Source organism: Paenibacillus pasadenensis (assembly GCF_002864175.1).
Classification (GTDB): domain Bacteria; phylum Bacillota; class Bacilli; order Paenibacillales; family Paenibacillaceae; genus Paenibacillus_O; species Paenibacillus_O pasadenensis.
This window is the reverse complement of record NZ_NFEZ01000003.1, coordinates 984629-1001180: the sequence shown is the minus strand read 5'-3', so window position 1 is coordinate 1001180 and position 16552 is coordinate 984629. Positions and strand designations below refer to the sequence as shown.

The window sequence follows — 16552 nt, the reverse complement described above, 5'->3', positions numbered from 1 at the left end:
AGCCTGCTTTCTTATGGTAAAGTAATAAGATACTGCCTCATAAGGCTGTTCATTCGCTGAAGGAGCTTGATGGAATCATGGAGATTTTTCTGCTGACGATGGCGCTGCTGGTCATGATCGGAGCCTCGAACGTCATCCAGCGCCTCATCCCGTTCGTTCCGGTGCCGATCATCCAGATCGGGCTCGGCATCGCGGCGGCGTACATGCCGTTCGTGCATCATGTGCCGTTCGAGCCGGAGCTGTTTTTCGTGCTGTTCATCGCGCCGCTGCTGTTCAATGACGGCAAGATCACCCCGCGCGAGGAGCTGTGGCGGCTGCGCTCGCCGATCCTGCTGCTGGCGCTGGGCCTCGTCTTCGCGACCGTGCTGCTCGTCGGGCCGTTCATCCACTGGCTGATCCCGGCCATTCCGCTGTCGGCCGCGTTCGCGCTCGCCGCGATCCTGTCGCCGACCGACGCGGTCGCGGTCGGCTCGATCTCCGGCCGGGCCAAGCTGCCCGGCGGCATCCTGCGCCTGCTCGAGGGCGAGGCGCTCATGAACGACGCCTCCGGCCTCGTCGCGTTCAACTTTGCGATCGCGGCGACGGTGACGGGGTATTTCTCGATCACGCATGCGGCCGGCAGCTTCATCGTCATCGCGCTCGGCGGACTCGCCGTCGGCGCGGCGCTCGGCTTCGCCGCCGTCTGGCTGCGGGTGTGGCTGCGGCGCTGGGGGATGGAGGACATCACCGTCCACATGCTGATCCTCATCCTGACGCCGTTCCTCATCTTCCTTGCCGCCGAGCATCTGCATGTGTCGGGCATCCTCGCCGTCGTCGCGGCGGGCGTCGTGCATGCCGTCGAGCGCGACCGGATGGGACCGTCGACGATCCGCCTCAACGTCGTGTCCGACAGCACCTGGTCGGTCATCCTGTTCTGCCTGAACGGCCTCGTGTTCATGCTGCTCGGCTTCGAGATTCCGGCCGTCATCACGAAAATATGGGAGGATCCGAATTACCACAACGGCCAGGTCATCGGCTATATCTTCGCGATTACGGCGCTGCTGCTGGCGCTGCGCTTCGTCTGGGTATGGGCGAGCGACCGCCGCTGGAAGCCGGCGCTGCTGACGGCGCTGTCCGGCGTGCGGGGAGCCGTGACGCTGGCGGGCGCGTTCTCGATCCCGCTGCTGCTCGGCGACGGCTCGCCGTTCCCGGAGCGCAGCCTCATCCTGTTCATCTGCGCCGGCGTCATCCTGCTGACGCTCGTCATCGCGAGCGTCTTCCTGCCGCTGCTCACCCGCGAGCCGGGGGCGGCGCCGAAGGTCGGCGCGGAGGCCGCCGCCAAGGAAGCGGAGCGGCGGGCGCGCATCAAGGTGCTGGAAGCCGGCCTGAGCACGGTGCAGGCCGAGATGCGAGAGGACAACCAGGCGGCGGCGCTTGCGATCAAGGCCGATTACGCCCAGCGGCTGCAGGAGCTGCGCATCGGCCTGGCGGCCGACACGGAGTCCCGCTCGGCGGTCGTGCCGCTGCGGCTGGAAGCGCTGGAGGCCGAGCGCCGGCTCGCCCGCGAATGGCTGGCCGACGGGCGCATCACGCCGCAGCTGGAGGAGGCGTTCCAGTCGTCGCTGAACCGCGTCGAGCTGGCGCTGACGAACCGCTTCAAGCTGCTGGCGGCGCTGCTGTACGGCTTGTTCATCCGGCTGTTCACCAAGCGCGGCCGCCTGCGCAAGGCGCGTCTGAAGGCCGAGCGGGTGAAGGAAGAGTACAAGGATCTCAAGCAGGCGGCCATCGGCGCCTCGATCGAGCGCCTGCGCGAGCTTGAGGGCGAGTACAGCCCGGACCTCATCCAGGCGATGCTGGGCCATTATCGCGAGATGGCGCTGCGCCTGCGCGGAGACCGGTTCGGGCGGGGCGAGACGGGCACTGCCGCCGAGCGCCGCGAGCTGGAGCAGAAGGCGGTGCAGGCCGAGCGCAACGAGATCCAGCGGCTGTTCGAGGAAGGCGGCATCGACCGCAAGCTCGCGGCCAAGCTGCGCGTGTACGTCAATTATCGCGAGGCGAGCCTGCACGAGAACGAGCAGCTCGGCACGCACGCGGCCCACTGACGGCCGCCGCCGCATCCGTTCCTTGCAGTCCCGTTCTCGGCCAAGGCCGAGGACGGGACTGCTTTTTGCTTGGACATCCGCAGGGAAGCGGCTCTCGCGGAGAGCATGCTATAATGGCGCCAGGATCTTGAAAAGGAGCATCGTCATGAGACTGGAATTCAGCGAGAACGGATATGCCGTGTCGACGGAAGGGGTGTCGATCGAGCTCCTGCCGAAGGAATATGCCCTGCTTCGATTCCTTAGCCGCAACCAGGGGCAGGCCTTCAGCCGCGAGCAGCTGCTCGACCGCGTATGGCCGCGCGAGTATCCGGTCGAAAGGACGGTCGACGACCATATCTACCGGCTGCGCAAAAAGCTGGCCCCGCTCGACGGAGTCGAAATCCGCACCGTGCGGGGCTTCGGCTATGTCCTGACCATCGGCGGCGGCGGCGGCGATCCGGGCAAGCCCTCCGCGCAGGACGGAGAGCTGCAGGAGCAGATGCGGGAGATTTTCGTCAAATACCATCGCTACGGCCAGGGCAAGTCGATGCTGGCGCTGGCCCGCCAGCAGGATGTGCTCGGGTTCGAGCTGGACCCGTTCTATGCCGTCTACACCCGCTTCGTGCAAGGCGACGTGCAATGGCTGCTGGACGGCGGCGGCCTGAGGCCGCCGGAGCGGCTGTACTGGCTGCTGCTGTTCTTCCTGTTCGCCGGCAAGCCCGAGGAAAGCCTCGCCTACTGCGAGCGGGCGCTCGCCTCCGGACGGCTGCCGGAGAGCCAGCATCGCGAGGTGGAGCTGCTCAACATCCTGGATCTGTATGCGGCGTCGGGCCGGCCGGAGGCCGCGCTGGAGCGGCTCCGGCACACCCGGGAGCGGATCGCCCGCGATCCCGGCTTCAAGAGCTTCGAGACGCCCGCGGCCGTCTCCGAGCTGTACGCCCGGCTCTACATGGAGACGGACGATGAGCGGCTTCAGGCTCTGGAAGCCCGCATCGAAAGGCTGCTGGCCGAACAGCCCTTCCTGAGGGAGATCGGCAGCTTCCAGATCGTCAGCGGGCTGAGGCGCCTGCGCGCCGGCGACCGCAAGGCGGGGGAGGCGAGGATCGACGAGGGGCTCGGCGTCCTGGACATCTCCGGCTTCGTGCCGATCAAGCTGCTCGGACTGTTCCGCATCGTGCAGCTCTGCCGGCAGATGCCGGTCCCCGGCGCGGCGGCCGCCGTCCGCCGGTACGAGGGGCAGTTCGCGGAGGAGTCCGCCCGCTGCGGCCTGCCCGGCCTGCTGAGCCGGATCGGACGGGAGCTCGAGGCCGGACTGCAGGGCTGATTTCAGCGGCGCGCCCCGGACGGATTTTTTGGCGCTCCTCTGATCATCCTCTGACATTCCGCCGCTAAAGTGGATCTCAACCAACGGCTTCCCGCCGGACAGGAGAGATCCGCCATGACCCATCCATCCGCAGCAGGCCGCGGCCTGCTGGCCAACAAGGCGTACAGGCGCGTCTTGGGCGCCTATACGTTCGCCGTCTTCGGCGACTGGTTCGACATGATCGCCATCCAGGTGCTCGTCGCCTACCGCTGGGGAGCGAGCCCGCTCATGCTGGCTCTCATCCCCGTCAGCCTCGCTCTGCCCGGCATCGCGTTCGGCTCCTTTGCCGGCGTCATCGCCGACCGGGTCGACAAGCTCAAGCTGATGCGCCTTTGCGATCTGGCTACGGCGCTGCTGACGGCCTCTTTGCTGCTCGCGCCGAACCTATACGCGCTCTTGCCGCTGCTCGCCCTGCGGTCGGCCGTCTCCTCGCTGAATGTGCCGGCCCAGCAGGCGCTGACCCGCAGCCTCGTCCGCGAGGATCAGCTGCTGCAGGCCTCCTCGCTGAACGGCCTCGTGAACCAAAGCTCCAAGATCGCCGGACCTCTGCTCGGCGGACTGACGCTGAGCGTCCTTTCGCCGGGCTGGTGCATCGCCCTCAATGCCGTCCTGCGGCTGCTCTCCTGCCTGCTGCTGCTCTTCGTCAGGCCGGAGGCCGCGGCGTCCGGCTCCGCCCGCGGCGCTGGGGCGCCGGCGGGCGCCGGCGATGGCGGCCCTCCGCCGATTCCGGCCCGGCAGATGTGGCGGGAGGGCTGGAGCTTCATCCTCCGCTCGCGCCTGCTGCGCAATACGATGCTGTTCGGCCTGGCGGGCACGCTGCTCATCCAGATCGTCGACTTCCAGTTCGCCAGCCTGTTCCTCGCGATCGCCCCTGAGCGGGACGAGCTGCTGGGCTGGCTCATCGCCGCGGCGGGCGCCGGAGCGGTGGGCATGATCGCCCTGATGAACCGCGCCGGAGCGAAGCTCAGCCACGGCGTCCGGCTCGGCGGAGGCTACGCGATGATCGGCGCTGCCATCGCCGGGCTCGGCCTGCTGCAGCCCGGCGTCGACGCGCTGCCGGTCCTGCTGCTCGGCCTGCTGCTCGGCGCCGGCAACGGCATGTTCATGGTCGCCTTCAGCTATTGCCTGCAGAAGGAGACGCCTCCCGCCATGACGGGAAGGGTGTTCGGCATCCAGAGCATGGTGCTGGGCACGGTCATGATCGTGGCGCCGCTGCTCGGCGGGCTGCTCGTCGGCCTGGCCGGACCGCGCCTCATCTTTGCCGGTCTCGGAGCCCTGATCGCGGTCGTCGGCGTCGGAGGCCTGCTGCTCGCAGGCCGGCTGTGGCCGGCCGCGGCGCCCGTCCAGAGCCCGCCTCCCGTCCGCGCGGCCCAAGGCTGAGCGCCGCTGACGGACGCGCGCCGCCGCTCCTGCGTCGTCGACGCCATGCGAAAAAAGACGCCTCATCGAATCGTCATCGGCTCGGCCCCCTGGGGGGCGCCGATGTCCATTCGGCGGGGCGTCTTTCCTTTTCCGCGGCGGTCAGCTCATGTTTTTTCCGTAGAAGATCTCATCCATCTCGGCCTTGAGCTTCTCCGTGATCTCGTCCTGCTCGGCGCGGCTCAGCTTGTCCCGGGTGTAGCCGAACAAGTAGTTGTCGAGGTCGAACTGCTTGAGCTTGCACTTCGTGTGGAAGATGTTCTCCTGATAGACGTTGACGTCGATCATATGGAACAGATCCTGCGCCTCGTCGGGAATGTAGTTCTGGATGGAGCTGATGTCATGGTCGATGAACAGCTTGTGCCCGGTAATGTCGCGCGTGAAGCCGCGCACCCGGTAGTCGATCGTCATGATGTCGGTATCGAACGAGGAGATCAGGTACGTCAGCGCCTTCAGCGGGCTGATCTCGCCGCAGGTGGAGACGTCGATGTCCGCGCGGAACGTGCTGATGCCCTCGTCCGGATGGAACTCGGGATACGTGTGCACGGTGATATGGCTCTTGTCGAGCTGCAGCACGACGTTGGCCGGCATCGGGCCCGGCGACTCGTCGAACGCTTCCTTGGGCACCTGGACGACCGGTCCCTCGGAGACGAGCAGCGTCACGCTCGCGCCCTGGGGCTCGTAGTCCTGCTTGGCCGTATTCAGCACATGCGCGCCGATGATGTCGGCGACATGGCGGAGGATGCCGTCGAGCCGATCCGAGTTGTACTGCTCGTCGATGTAGGCGAGATACGCCTCGCGCTCTTCCTTCGTGCGCGTGTAGCAGATGTCGTACATGTTGAAGCTGAGCGACTTCGTCAGGTTGTTGAAGCCATGCAGCTGAATCACTTGCTCGTGCGTCAGTTTCATCCGGCAGTCCTCTCCTTCGCTGCGATAAGTCCGTCTTCCTTATTACCCGGCCGCGGCAAAATGACCCAAAGGCCCCGAGCGCCGGCGCTCAGCCCTGCGCCTTCGGCACCGGCGGCACGGCCGCATCGGCGCCGTCCTTGCCGGACGCGCCGCCGCCGGCGCGCGGCCGCCGCAAGCGGGCGGCGGCCGGATCGAGCCGGCGCTGGAGCGCTCCGAGGCCGATGTCGGCTACGATCGCGAGCAGCGCGGCCGGCAGCGCGCCGGAGTAGATGCGCAGCGAGTTCTGGCCGTTGATGCCGGCGTACACCTCGCGGCCGAGGCCGTCGCCGCCGACGAGCGGCGCGATCGTGGCGACGCCGATGGCGATGACGGCCGCGACGCGCAGGCCGGTCATCATGTACGGCAGCGCGAGCGGCACGCGCACGCGCCACAGCTGCTGCCAGCGGCTCATGCCGACGCCGCGCGCGGCGTCGATCAGGCTGCCGCTCACCTGCTGCAGCCCGACGTAGGTGTTGCGCACGATCGGGTTGAGCGAGTAGAGGAACAGCCCGGCCATCACGGTCGCGTTGCCGAGTCCCATCCACAGCATGAGCAGCACGAGCATGGCGAGCGAGGGCACGACCTGCAGGATGCCGGTCACGGCGAGGACGAGGCGCGCCGTCCAGCGGCCGCGCATGCACAGGATGCCGAGCGGCACGCCGGCCAGCAGGGCGAGCCCGACGCCGGCGGCGACCATCTGCACATGCTGGAGGAAGTATTCGCCCATGAGCCCGCGGTTGCGCCAGAAATAGTCCGCGAAGTCGGCGAACGTCATGTCCGGTTCCGTCACTTCGGAATCAGCCCTTTCTGCTTCAGGTAGGCGAGGGCGACCTCGCGCTCGCTCTTTTTCTCGATGTCGACCTGGTAGTTGAGCCCGATCATCGTCTCCGCGTCGATCGCGCCGATCAGCGGCCGCAGCGCCTCCTTGACGCCGGGATGGAGCGCCTCCATCTCCTTGCGCATGACCGGCGAGGCGTCATAGGGCGGGAAGAAATGGCGGTCGTCCTGCAGCGTCTGGAGATCGAACGCCTTGAGCCGGGCGTCGGTGGAGTAGGCGAGCACGATGTCGACCTGCTCGTTCTTGACCGCCGTATAGACGAGGCTCAGCTCCATCGGATACGCCTTGGCGAACGAGATGCCGTACTCCTGCCGGAAAGCCGGATAGCCGTCGCTAGCCCGCTCCAGCCAGGACGTGTCGACGCCGAAGCGCATCGAGGCCGCGTCGGGCTTGATGTCGGAGATGCTGCGATAGCCGCTGGCCTCCGCGACCTGGCGGCGCACGGTGAAGGCGTATGTGTTCTCGAAGCCGAGCGGATCCATCCAGTCGAAGCCGTAGTAGCGGTCGAAGCCCTCCTGCGCCTGCCGCAGCACCTCGGCGCGGTCCTTGGTCAGGCTCTCCAGCGGGAAGTGGTTGTTGAAAATCTCGCCCGAATACAGCGTCGCCAGGTCGATGTCGCCGCGGTCGAGCGCGCTGAAGACGAGCGGGCTGGCCGCCAGGTCGGGAATGACCTTGACGTCGAGGCCGGTCTTCTGCTCGATGAGCGCCTTGTACATCTCGGCGAGGATCTTCGTCTCGGTGAACGTCTGCGCCCCGATCCGCAGGTCGGGCCGGGCGCCGCAGCCGGCTCCCGCCAGCGTCAGCAGCAGGACGAGGCAGGCGCTCGCCGCCGTCCTCGCTGCCCGAGGCTTGCCGGCCAGAGCCTTTAGAGCCGTCGCTGCCTTTGGCCAGCGCCAGCCGCAGCGTCCCTTGTCCGTGCCGCGCTCGCCGCATCGCCGTGCCAGGCTCATGCCGCCGCACCTCCCCGCAAGCCGAAGCGGCGTCCGAGCGCGGATTCGAGCCAGCCGAGCAGCAGGTCGGCGGCGAGCGCCAGCACGATCGCGCCGAGCGCGCCGGCGACGATCAGATACGGCTGGTTGACGCCCATGCCGGAGACGATGAGCTGGCCGAGGCCGCCCGCGCCGACGAGCGTGGCGAGCGTCGCCCAGCTGATGACGTACACCGTCGTCAGCCGGATGCCCGACATGATGTACGGCACGGCGAGCGGCAGCTGCACCCGCAGCAGCCGCTGGGCGGTCGAGTAGCCGAGGCCGCGCGCCGCCTCCAGCACATGCGGATCGACGGAGCGGAAGCCCTCGTACGTGTTGCGCAGCACCGGCATGATCGAGTAGAGCAGCAGCGCGAGCACCGCCGGGCGCGCCCCGATGCCCATGAGCGGGATGAGGATGGCGAGCAGCGCCAGGCTCGGGATCGTCTGCAGCAGGTTCGCAAGGAAAAAGACGGCGCTGTTCAGCCAGCCGATCCGGCTGTAGACGAGCAGCACGCCGAGCGGGAGCGAGATCGCCGAGCCGATGAGCACGGCGATCAGCGACAGCGTCAGATGCTCGCGCAGCGCGAGCAGCAGGTCCGGCAGCCGCTCGCCGAGAAACTCAAAAAAAGAGAGGCCGGCGCTCATGAGTGCTCCTCCCGATTGCCGCCTTGCGGGCCGAGACCGGTAGAGGAGCTGGCGGGGGGCTCCTCCCTGGTGCCGCCATGCGGGCCGAGGCCGGTAGAGGAGCCGGTCTCCTCCCCGTTGTCGCCATGCGGCAGCTTCTCCGCCAGATGCCGCACGACGCTGCCGCGCGTGATGAGGCCGATGAAGCGGCTGCCCTCGTCGATGACGGCGACGTTGTGCAGCCGGTGGCTCGCCAGCAGCTCGACCGCCTGCGTCAGCGGCGTGCCGGACTGCACGGAGTAGCGCACCGGCATCATGACGTCGGCGACCGTCTTGTCCTCGTCGCCGTAGCTGTCCATCACGTTGTAGATGGATACGCTGCCGAGCAGCTTGCGCTGGCGGTCGACGACGTAGAGCGAGTCGACCTTGCGCCGCTCCATCGTCGTGATCGCCTCGGCCAGGCCGCGTCCCGGATAGGTGACGGCCGGCTGCGTCACCATGACGTCGTTCACCGTCGGCCCGTCGGCCATCACGAAGCCGCCGAGATCCGGTCCGGCCTCGCGCTCGGCGACGTCCGCCGCTCCGCCGGCCTCGAGCCGCTTCTGCCCGATGAACGTGCGCACGAAGTCGTTCGCCGGACGCCGCAGCATGCGGTCCGGCGTGTCGCTCTGCACGACCTCGCCGTCCTTCATGAGCACGATCCGGTCGGCGATCTTGAGCGCCTCGTCCATGTCGTGGGTGACGAACACGATCGTCTTGTGCAGCTCCTGCTGGAGCCGCGCCACGTCCTCCTGCAGCTGCTCGCGGCTGAGCGGATCGAGCGCGCTGAACGGCTCGTCCATCAGGATGATGTCGGGATCGGCCGCCAGCGCGCGCACGACGCCGACCCGCTGCTGCTGTCCGCCGCTCAGCTCCGACGGATAGCGGTCGCGGTACAGGTCGGGCTTCAGCCCGACCATGTCGAGCAGCTCGTCGACGCGCCGGGCCGTCTTGTCCGCGTCCCAGCGCTTCAGCCTCGGCACGACGGCGACGTTGCGCCCGATCGTCATATGCGGGAACAGGCCGACGCTCTGGATGACGTAGCCGATGCTGCGCCGCAGCTCGACCGGATCGATCGAGCGGATGTCGCGGCCGCCGATCTCGACCGTGCCGCTCGTCGGCGAGACGAGCCGGTTCACGAGCCGCATCGTCGTCGACTTGCCGCAGCCGCTCGGGCCGATCAGCACGGTCATTTCGCCTTGGCGGAATTCGAGATTGATGTTCTTGAGGGCATGAAAGCCGTCGTCATAGCGTTTGTTCACGTCGCGGATCTGGATCATCGTCATCCTCGCTTCACCTCCGGATGCGGCTTCATGCCGCGCATGCGATGGGTAAAGTATGTTCCTGATGCTGGAGCTTCATCCGTCCGCTCCCTGCCTCGCCTCGCCGGCCGCCGAATTGGCGCCGCGGAATCGGAACATGCTACAATTTAGCAATCGGGGAAAGGGGGGACGGAGCATGGAGCAGCAGCTTCCGCCAAAGATGACGGTGTACCATGTCGCGGGCGTCGCGACGTATCCGTCCACCTTTTACGAATGCCGGCGCCGCCTCGAGCGGCTGCTCGGCTTGATCGGCACGGAGGCCGAATTCGAGACGCTGTTCCCCTACGGCGACTATTCGCGGAGCCTCTGGCGGCAAGTGTGGGAGGTCCGCTCCGACCTGGCGCGCCGCGTGCTGCCCTCGCGGATCGGCGGGCGCTCGATGGTCAAGGAGATCGAGCGCACCTACGGCGGGGCTGGCCCGATTCTGTTCATCGGGCATAGCGGAGGAGGGCTGGCCGCCTATCAGGCCGCCCGCCTGCTCCATCAGCGCGGCATGGACGCCGAGCTGCTGCGCGTCGCCCAGGTCGGCTCGCCCAAGACGCCGATCGACGACGCGTTGCAGGCGTCGGTCGCGTATTTCTACGCGGTCGACGCCGCCGGCAAGCCGGACGATCCGATCACGCGCATCGGCGGCTGGGGCGGCTGGCGGTCCGTTCCCGGACGGATGCCGCAGTGGAGCCGCGTCCGCCATGCGCCCGGCCATGTGGAGGGGCTGCCGGTCATCGGCGGGCATACGAACTATTTCCGGCATCAGCTTCCCTATGTGGACGCCAGCTCGCGCAGCAATCTGGAAAAGACCGTCGACGCGATCTATTCCTGGTTGAAAGCCGGCTATTCGTCCGCTACACTTATAAAAGGTTAGCTGATTCAATAAAGAAAGGGGAATCTTCCATGCAGGCCATTATCCGCAACGAGGACCGGTACCACCGCGAGAGCGACTGGCTGAAAAGCAGCTTCAGCTTCAGCTTTGGGGAGTTTTACGACGAGGCGAATCGCAGCTTCGGGCCGCTATGCGTATTCAACGAGGACATCATCGCCGGGGGCAAAGGCTTCGGCGCGCATCCGCACCGCGAGATGGAGATCGTCTCCGTCGTCCTGAGCGGCCGGCTGAAGCATGAGGACAGCGCGGGCAACAGCGCCGTCACGACCTATGGGGGAGTGCAGCGGATGACGGCCGGCACCGGCATCGTGCACTCCGAGGTCAATCCGGATCCGGAGGAGCCGGTCCATCTGCTGCAAATCTGGCTCGCCCCGCAGACGCGGCGGCTCGAGCCGTCCTATGAGACGAGCGTCTTCGATCCCGAGTCGGCGCGCGGCCAGCTGCTGCCGATCGTCTCCCGCGATGCGGCCGGACCGGGAGCGGCCGCCATCCATCAGGACGTGACGTTTTATCTGACCGTGCTGGACGAGGGAATGACGGTCGAGCATTCCACGCGCGAGGAGCGGCTGCTGTATCTGTTCGCCATCGACGGCCAAGCGGAGATCGAGGGCATCGGCGAGCTGTTCAAGGGCGATACGCTGCGGGCGGCCGGCCTGTCGCGGCTCTCCCTCAAGGGCGGCGCGGGCGGCGGCCGGCTGCTGCTGCTCGACATGGGCGCGGGCGCGCCGGCCGGGGGAGGAGAGGGCGCATGAGCGAAAAGCGCAGCGAGAAGCTGCTCATCAAGCTCGTCATCGGCCGCACGCTCATCGACACGGCCGAGCACAAGCTCTCCGCGCATGTCGAGGAAGGCGGCCGCGGCTGGATCATCACCGTCAGCGCGCTGACGCCGCGCGAGGCCGACTATATCGGAGCGAACGTCGGCCAGCTGAACTTTTTCCACTTCATTACGGAGGCGGACGGCGGCGAGGAGCGCATCCGCAAGTTCTGGCTGTACGATCTGGACGAGCCTGCCTATCAGTACGACCCGGCGACGGGCGAGGCGATCTTCGAGGTGAACGCCAGAGTGGCGTATTCCAACGAGCGGGTGTAGACTTTAAGGACGAGCCGCTCGTCTAACGAGCGATGCCGGAACCGCCCAGGCCCAAACGCCATAGGATGGAGCAAGACCGGAAAGGAGGGCCCCATGGCCAACACGCATACGTACACCCGCCGCGAGGAGGTCGCGAACGCGATCACCCACGGCATCGGCACGGCGCTCAGCATCGCGGCGCTCGTCGTGCTCATCGTTTTCGCCGCCTGGAAGGGGACGGCGATGCATGTCGTCACCTTCACGATCTACGGCACGGCGATGCTGCTGCTGTACACGGCTTCGACGCTCGTGCACAGCTTCCGCGACGGACGGATGAAGGACATTCTCGAGGTGCTGGACCATTCGTTCATTTATGTGTTCATCGCCGGCACGTACACGCCGCTCGTGCTGCACACGATCGGCGGATCGCTCGGCTGGACGCTGTTCGGCGTCGTCTGGGGGATCGCCGTCGCCGGCGTCGTGTTCAAGGCGTACTTCACCAAGCGCTTCCTGTTCACGTCGACGCTGCTGTACATCCTGATGGGCTGGATCGTTGTTTTCGCCTGGGGTCCTCTTACCGCGAGCCTCGCTCCGGCGGGCCTGACGCTGCTGATCGCCGGCGGACTGCTGTATACGGTCGGCACGGTGTTCTACGTCTGGCGCAGCTTCCCGTACCATCACGCCGTCTGGCATCTGTTCGTGCTGGCGGGGTCGATCGCGCATTTCTTCACGATCCTGCTGTACGTGCTTCCCCGCTGATCGGGGAGGCTCCCTATCTTAAAAGAGCCCGCCGCTCCAGCTTCCGATCCTCATAGGTCGGAAAGCCGAGCGGCGGGCTGTTTTGGCTGCTGCCGGTCGAAAGCTGTTCAGATCATGTCGAAGTCGATGATCCGCCAGTGATGCTTGATCGCCTGCTCGAGCCGGAGCTTGTCGCGCTCGCGGAACAGCTGCGCGATCAGCCGATGCTCGGCGTTGACCTGGCGGAGCAGCGACGCGAGCCGGCCCTTGTCGTCGCTGGCGTAGCTCTGGCGCATGAAGCCGTTCTTGAGCGAGTGGAGGCTGTCGACGAGCGGCGAGTTGCCGCAGCGGTTCTGGTAAAAGTCGTGGAATTCCGCCTGGCGGGCATAATAGCCGCCGAAATCATGGGCATCGAGATCGTCCTCGATCGCCTCGACGATCCGGTCGAGCTGCTTCCAGTCGCGTTCCTCCAGCCGTTCGCAGGCGAGCGAGGCGGCGAGCGCGTCGAGCGTGCCGAGCAGGAGGGAGTAATCCTCCTTCTTCTTGCGGTCGAACGCCTTCACCGTGAAGCCCCGGCGCGGCAAGTAGTCGAGCAGATTGTCCGAAGACAGCTGGAAAAGCGCCTCCCGCGTCGGCGTGCGGCTGATGTCGAGCCGCTTGCAGATTTCCGCCTCGTTGATCTTGGAGCCGGGCTGCAGGCTGCCGTCCTGAATGCGCTGCGCGATATATTCGTAGACATGGTCCTTCAACGATTGATACTTGAGCTGCATGCCGAAGACTCCTTTGCGGCGTAATGGCGATCATCCTGCTATGTATGGTTATGCAATATAATGTATACAAATGATCTACCGCCATCATATCACTGCCTCCTTGCCTCATCAAGCTTCTTTCCGTCTGAAATGGAAATAATAGGCGGGCTTGGGGGGCCGCCATCGGAAACGTCTGAAAATTCCGTTGATGGTTTTCGAATCCTATGTTATGATCTCTTCCATAACTCTCTCTTTTTTTTGATTCAGACTGAATATTGTATACATAGGGGTGAGCCGGCGGCGACCCGGACGCTGGGACAACCGCCCCATTCGGGCGCAGCAGGAATCGGACAAGCGCTGTCCGAATAGGATAGAGCAGCCCATTCTTTGCTCGAATTCGAGCAGCGGGGATTTTCGCTGGAAGACGCTTTTCCGCCTGGATGCCGAGGGCATGCAGGTTTTTTACCGGCATGATTTGTATACAAAATACAATATGCATATTGATGCAGACGGGAGAGGATTTATGAACTCGGCTCGCACGATTGAACTCTCGGAACGGTATGCGGCGCACAATTACCATCCGCTGCCGGTCGTCATCGAAGAAGCCCAGGGCGTCTGGGTGAAGAGCCCGGAGGGCAAGTCGTACATGGACTTCCTGAGCGCCTACTCCGCGCTCAACCACGGCCATCGCCATCCGAAGCTCGTCGCCGCGCTCAAGGAGCAGGCCGACAAGGTGACGCTGACCTCGCGCGCGTTCCACAGCACCGCCGCCGGCGAATTTTACGAGAAGCTGGCCCGCTATACGGGCAAAAGCCGCCTCATCGCCATGAATACGGGAGCGGAGGCGGTCGAGACGGCGCTGAAGGCGGTCCGCCGCTGGGCGTACCGCGTCAAGGGGGTGCCGGACGGCCAGGCGGACATCATCGTCTGCAGCGGCAATTTCCACGGGCGCACGCTCGCCATCACCTCGTTCTCGTCGCATGAGGAGTACAAGAGCGGCTTCGGCCCGTTCCTGCCGGGCTTTACGATCGTTCCGTACGGCGATCTGGCGGCGATGGAGGCGGAGATCACGCCGCATACGGCGGCGATCCTCGTCGAGCCGATCCAGGGCGAGGCCGGCATCGTGCTCCCGCCGGACGGCTACCTGCGCGGCATCCGCGAGCTGTGCGACCGCCACCGCGTGCTGATGGCCGCGGACGAGATCCAGACCGGCTTCGGCCGCACCGGCTATCCGTTCGCCTGCGACCGCGAGGGGGTCGTGCCGGATCTGTACATCATGGGCAAAGCGCTCGGCGGCGGCATCCTGCCGATCTCGGCCGTCGCTTCCAGCGATGAGGTGCTCGGGCTGTTCGAGCCCGGCTCGCACGGCTCGACGTTCGGCGGCAATCCGCTCGCCTGCGCCGTCTCGGCAGCCGCGCTGGACGTGCTGGAGGAGGAGGATCTCGCCGGCCGCTCGCTCCGTCTGGGCGGCCTCGTTATGGAGCGGCTGCGCGCCATGGGCAGCCCCGCGGTCAAGGAAATCCGCGGCAGCGGCCTGTTCATCGGCATCGAGCTGCAAGGTCCGGCGCGTCCGTACTGCGAGCAGCTCATGCAGCTGGGGCTGCTTTGCAAGGAGACGCATGAGAATACGATCCGGCTGGCGCCGCCGCTGACGATATCGGAGGAGGAGCTGGAGTGGGCGCTGGAGCGCCTGCGGCTCGTGCTCGTCGGCGACGGCCACGGACTGGATTGAAGCGGTTGACGTGAATGAACTGAATCTGACCTCGAGCTGAATTCGATTTCCATTCCATCGATAAAGGGGCAATCCGATATGTTCAGCTATGCCGAATCGTTCCACAGCCGCCCGGAAGCGGCGAAAAAAATCCAGCTGATCCATGCGCCGTTCTGGCTGGGAGGCGGAAGGGCGGGCGCCGAGCTCGGCCCGGAGAGCATCGTCGAGGCGGGCATGAAGCGCCAGCTGAAGCATATGGGCCTCGAGCTGGCGGAGGAGATCGTCGTCGATGTGCCGCGTCTCGCCGCCGAGCCCGCGACCGCCGGGACCAAGATGAAATACTTGGCCGAGGTGAAGGAGATGGCGGGACTGCTCGGCGAGCAGGTGCACCGGGCGGCCGCGGGCGGACGCTTCCCGCTCGTCCTGGGAGGAGACCACAGCATCGCGATCGGCACGCTGGCCGGACTGACGGGGCATCGGGGCAATCTCGGGCTGATCTGGTTCGACGCGCACGGCGACTTGAACACGGAGGAGACGACGCCGTCGGGCAACATCCATGGCATGGCGCTGGCCGCCGCGATCGGGCGGGGCGGCTTCACGCTCGCCGACATCCCGGGCGCGGGTCCGTTCATCCGCAAGGAGAACGTCGTCATCATCGGCGCCCGCGACCTCGATCCGGGCGAAAGGGAATTCATCCGCGCGGAAGGCATCCGCTGCTTCACGATGCATGAGATCGACCGCATGGGCATCCATGCCGTCATGGAGCAGGCGATCGCCATCGCCGGCGACGGCACGGACGGCGTGCATGTCAGCTTCGACCTCGACGTGCTCGATCCGCTCGAAGCATGCGGCGTCGGCACGCCGGTGCCGGGCGGGCTGAACTACCGCGAAGCGCATTATGCGATGGAGCTGCTGGCCGAAAGCGGACTCGCCACGTCGCTGGAGCTGGTCGAGGTGAATCCGCTGCTCGACCCGAGCCGCCGCACGTCGCGGCTGGCCGTCGAGCTGGCCGCCTCGCTGCTCGGCAAGCGGATTCTGTAAGGCGGCGCGCCCGCAGCAGCGGCTGCGGGCGCCGCAGGCCAGCGCGCCAGGCGCCTGAGTGACGCGGGGCACGGCAAAGCGCCAACTAGTTTGCCTCTCGATTGGAGTGCGGGACATCGGCGGATGGAGTGAGGTCCGTTTTTACCCGTTGATTGGTTTACGGAACGCTAGCTGAGCGGATAGCGGCAACTCGCTGCTGGCTCATACGACGCGTGAAGGAAGTTTGAGCTCGCTACGCACAGTATTTCCGCGCGTAGCGGGCCAGACCGAGGGAGCTGAGCTCGCTATGCACAGTATTTCCGCCCGTAGCGAGCCAGGCCGAGGGAGCTGAGTTCGCTACGCACAGTATTTCCGCGCGTAGCGGGCCAGACCGATCGAGCCGAGCTCGCTACGCACGGTTTTTCCGCGCGTAGCGGGCCAGGCCGAGGGAGCCGAGCTCGCTACGCACAGTATTTCCGCGCGTAGCGGGCCAGGCCGAGGGAGCTGAGCTCGCTACGCACGGTTTTTCCGCGCGTAGCGCCCTCGATCTAGCGAGGCAATTCCTCCCGTGGCAGCTAAACCCGTCCATCTCCATCGCCGCCGCCATAGACGCGGCAGTTGCGTTCCGCATCCAACGGCATGCGTTCGGATAAGTTTGGTCTCGGAATCTATGAATAAAGATGCAGATTGATCTCGATTCGCGCCCGATCGCGATTTTTCGCTATTTTCTCGAAAAAGGGCTGGGCAGAAGGCGGGCGGGGTGTTATAATTTCTCCCATACAATATACAATGTTATGAATAT

General features: G+C 66.0%; 15 protein-coding genes. 9 read left to right on the top strand and 6 right to left on the bottom strand.

Annotation, left to right across the window (positions count from 1 at the left end; genetic code table 11):
* Positions 1–77: 77 nt before the first annotated feature.
* From B8V81_RS08005 to B8V81_RS07995, 3 genes are all read left to right on the top strand, one after another.
* Positions 78–2081: a Na+/H+ antiporter gene (locus B8V81_RS08005; protein WP_101808100.1), complete on the top strand. Its 2004-nt coding sequence runs from the start codon at positions 78–80 to the stop codon at positions 2079–2081.
* Between the two features lie 145 nt (positions 2082–2226).
* A complete protein-coding gene (locus tag B8V81_RS25975) occupies positions 2227–3384 on the top strand; it encodes a winged helix-turn-helix domain-containing protein (protein WP_101808099.1) in 1158 nt (385 codons plus the stop codon).
* Between the two features lie 114 nt (positions 3385–3498).
* Positions 3499–4803, top strand: coding sequence for an MFS transporter (locus tag B8V81_RS07995; protein WP_101808098.1), 1305 nt, complete (start codon positions 3499–3501; stop codon positions 4801–4803).
* Positions 4804–4944: 141 nt separating this feature from the next.
* Here B8V81_RS07995 and speD read toward each other — a convergent pair whose 3' ends face one another.
* The 5 genes from speD to B8V81_RS07970 all read right to left on the bottom strand — a co-directional run bounded on the left by speD (position 4945) and on the right by B8V81_RS07970 (position 9541).
* The gene (speD, locus tag B8V81_RS07990) at positions 4945–5751 is read right to left on the bottom strand and encodes an adenosylmethionine decarboxylase (RefSeq protein WP_028600743.1); all 807 of its coding nucleotides are present in this window, start codon (positions 5749–5751) and stop codon (positions 4945–4947) included.
* Positions 5752–5839: 88 nt separating this feature from the next.
* Complete coding sequence (locus tag B8V81_RS07985) at positions 5840–6580, bottom strand: ABC transporter permease (RefSeq protein WP_425320485.1); 741 nt, start codon at positions 6578–6580, stop codon at positions 5840–5842.
* Positions 6577–7578 carry a glycine betaine ABC transporter substrate-binding protein gene (locus B8V81_RS07980; protein ID WP_101808096.1) on the bottom strand — a complete coding sequence of 334 codons (1002 nt, stop codon included), beginning with the start codon at positions 7576–7578 and terminating at the stop codon, positions 6577–6579. Before B8V81_RS07980 ends, B8V81_RS07985 begins: the two co-directional genes overlap by 4 nt.
* Entirely contained in the window at positions 7575–8243 is a 669-nt protein-coding gene (locus tag B8V81_RS07975) for an ABC transporter permease (protein WP_101808095.1), read from the bottom strand. The genes B8V81_RS07980 and B8V81_RS07975 overlap by 4 nt, the downstream gene beginning before the upstream one ends.
* On the bottom strand, positions 8240–9541 hold the full coding sequence (locus B8V81_RS07970) for an ABC transporter ATP-binding protein (protein ID WP_101808248.1): 1302 nt from the start codon (positions 9539–9541) through the stop codon (positions 8240–8242). The genes B8V81_RS07975 and B8V81_RS07970 overlap by 4 nt, the downstream gene beginning before the upstream one ends.
* A 178-nt stretch (positions 9542–9719) precedes the next feature.
* Here B8V81_RS07970 and B8V81_RS07965 point away from each other — a divergent pair, with 178 nt between their 5' ends.
* The 4 genes from B8V81_RS07965 to trhA all read left to right on the top strand — a co-directional run bounded on the left by B8V81_RS07965 (position 9720) and on the right by trhA (position 12291).
* Positions 9720–10445, top strand: a complete 726-nt coding sequence (locus tag B8V81_RS07965) for a hypothetical protein (RefSeq protein WP_101808094.1) — start codon at positions 9720–9722, stop codon at positions 10443–10445.
* A gap of 29 nt (positions 10446–10474) precedes the next feature.
* Complete coding sequence (locus B8V81_RS07960) at positions 10475–11215, top strand: pirin family protein (protein WP_101808093.1); 741 nt, start codon at positions 10475–10477, stop codon at positions 11213–11215.
* Complete coding sequence (locus B8V81_RS07955) at positions 11212–11553, top strand: hypothetical protein (protein ID WP_028600747.1); 342 nt, start codon at positions 11212–11214, stop codon at positions 11551–11553. The genes B8V81_RS07960 and B8V81_RS07955 overlap by 4 nt, the downstream gene beginning before the upstream one ends.
* A gap of 93 nt (positions 11554–11646) precedes the next feature.
* The gene (gene trhA / locus B8V81_RS07950) at positions 11647–12291 is read left to right on the top strand and encodes a PAQR family membrane homeostasis protein TrhA (RefSeq protein WP_101808092.1); all 645 of its coding nucleotides are present in this window, start codon (positions 11647–11649) and stop codon (positions 12289–12291) included.
* Positions 12292–12398: 107 nt separating this feature from the next.
* Here the strand turns inward: trhA and B8V81_RS07945 are convergent, their stop codons facing one another.
* Entirely contained in the window at positions 12399–13040 is a 642-nt protein-coding gene (locus B8V81_RS07945; protein ID WP_028600749.1) for a GntR family transcriptional regulator, read from the bottom strand.
* 502 nt (positions 13041–13542) lie between these two features.
* On the opposite strand from B8V81_RS07945, the gene rocD reads away from it, so the two are divergent.
* Positions 13543–14751, top strand: a complete 1209-nt coding sequence (rocD, locus tag B8V81_RS07940) for an ornithine--oxo-acid transaminase (RefSeq protein ID WP_101808091.1) — start codon at positions 13543–13545, stop codon at positions 14749–14751.
* A 78-nt stretch (positions 14752–14829) separates the two neighbouring features.
* Positions 14830–15771, top strand: coding sequence for an arginase (rocF, locus tag B8V81_RS07935; protein ID WP_052333667.1), 942 nt, complete (start codon positions 14830–14832; stop codon positions 15769–15771).
* The last annotated feature ends 781 nt before the right edge of the window (positions 15772–16552 follow it).

What these genes read in the sequence shown, in the direction of transcription:
- B8V81_RS08005 (WP_101808100.1), top strand. Translation starts at nt 78, where the DNA reads ATGGAGATTTTTCTGCTGACGATGGCGCTGCTGGTCATGATCGGAGCC.
- B8V81_RS25975 (WP_101808099.1), top strand. Translation starts at nt 2,227, where the DNA reads ATGAGACTGGAATTCAGCGAGAACGGATATGCCGTGTCGACGGAAGGG.
- B8V81_RS07995 (WP_101808098.1), top strand. Translation starts at nt 3,499, where the DNA reads ATGACCCATCCATCCGCAGCAGGCCGCGGCCTGCTGGCCAACAAGGCG.
- speD (WP_028600743.1), bottom strand. Translation starts at nt 5,751, where the DNA reads ATGAAACTGACGCACGAGCAAGTGATTCAGCTGCATGGCTTCAACAAC.
- B8V81_RS07980 (WP_101808096.1), bottom strand. Translation starts at nt 7,578, where the DNA reads ATGAGCCTGGCACGGCGATGCGGCGAGCGCGGCACGGACAAGGGACGC.
- B8V81_RS07975 (WP_101808095.1), bottom strand. Translation starts at nt 8,243, where the DNA reads ATGAGCGCCGGCCTCTCTTTTTTTGAGTTTCTCGGCGAGCGGCTGCCG.
- B8V81_RS07970 (WP_101808248.1), bottom strand. Translation starts at nt 9,541, where the DNA reads ATGATCCAGATCCGCGACGTGAACAAACGCTATGACGACGGCTTTCAT.
- B8V81_RS07965 (WP_101808094.1), top strand. Translation starts at nt 9,720, where the DNA reads ATGGAGCAGCAGCTTCCGCCAAAGATGACGGTGTACCATGTCGCGGGC.
- B8V81_RS07960 (WP_101808093.1), top strand. Translation starts at nt 10,475, where the DNA reads ATGCAGGCCATTATCCGCAACGAGGACCGGTACCACCGCGAGAGCGAC.
- B8V81_RS07955 (WP_028600747.1), top strand. Translation starts at nt 11,212, where the DNA reads ATGAGCGAAAAGCGCAGCGAGAAGCTGCTCATCAAGCTCGTCATCGGC.
- trhA (WP_101808092.1), top strand. Translation starts at nt 11,647, where the DNA reads ATGGCCAACACGCATACGTACACCCGCCGCGAGGAGGTCGCGAACGCG.
- B8V81_RS07945 (WP_028600749.1), bottom strand. Translation starts at nt 13,040, where the DNA reads ATGCAGCTCAAGTATCAATCGTTGAAGGACCATGTCTACGAATATATC.
- rocD (WP_101808091.1), top strand. Translation starts at nt 13,543, where the DNA reads ATGAACTCGGCTCGCACGATTGAACTCTCGGAACGGTATGCGGCGCAC.
- rocF (WP_052333667.1), top strand. Translation starts at nt 14,830, where the DNA reads ATGTTCAGCTATGCCGAATCGTTCCACAGCCGCCCGGAAGCGGCGAAA.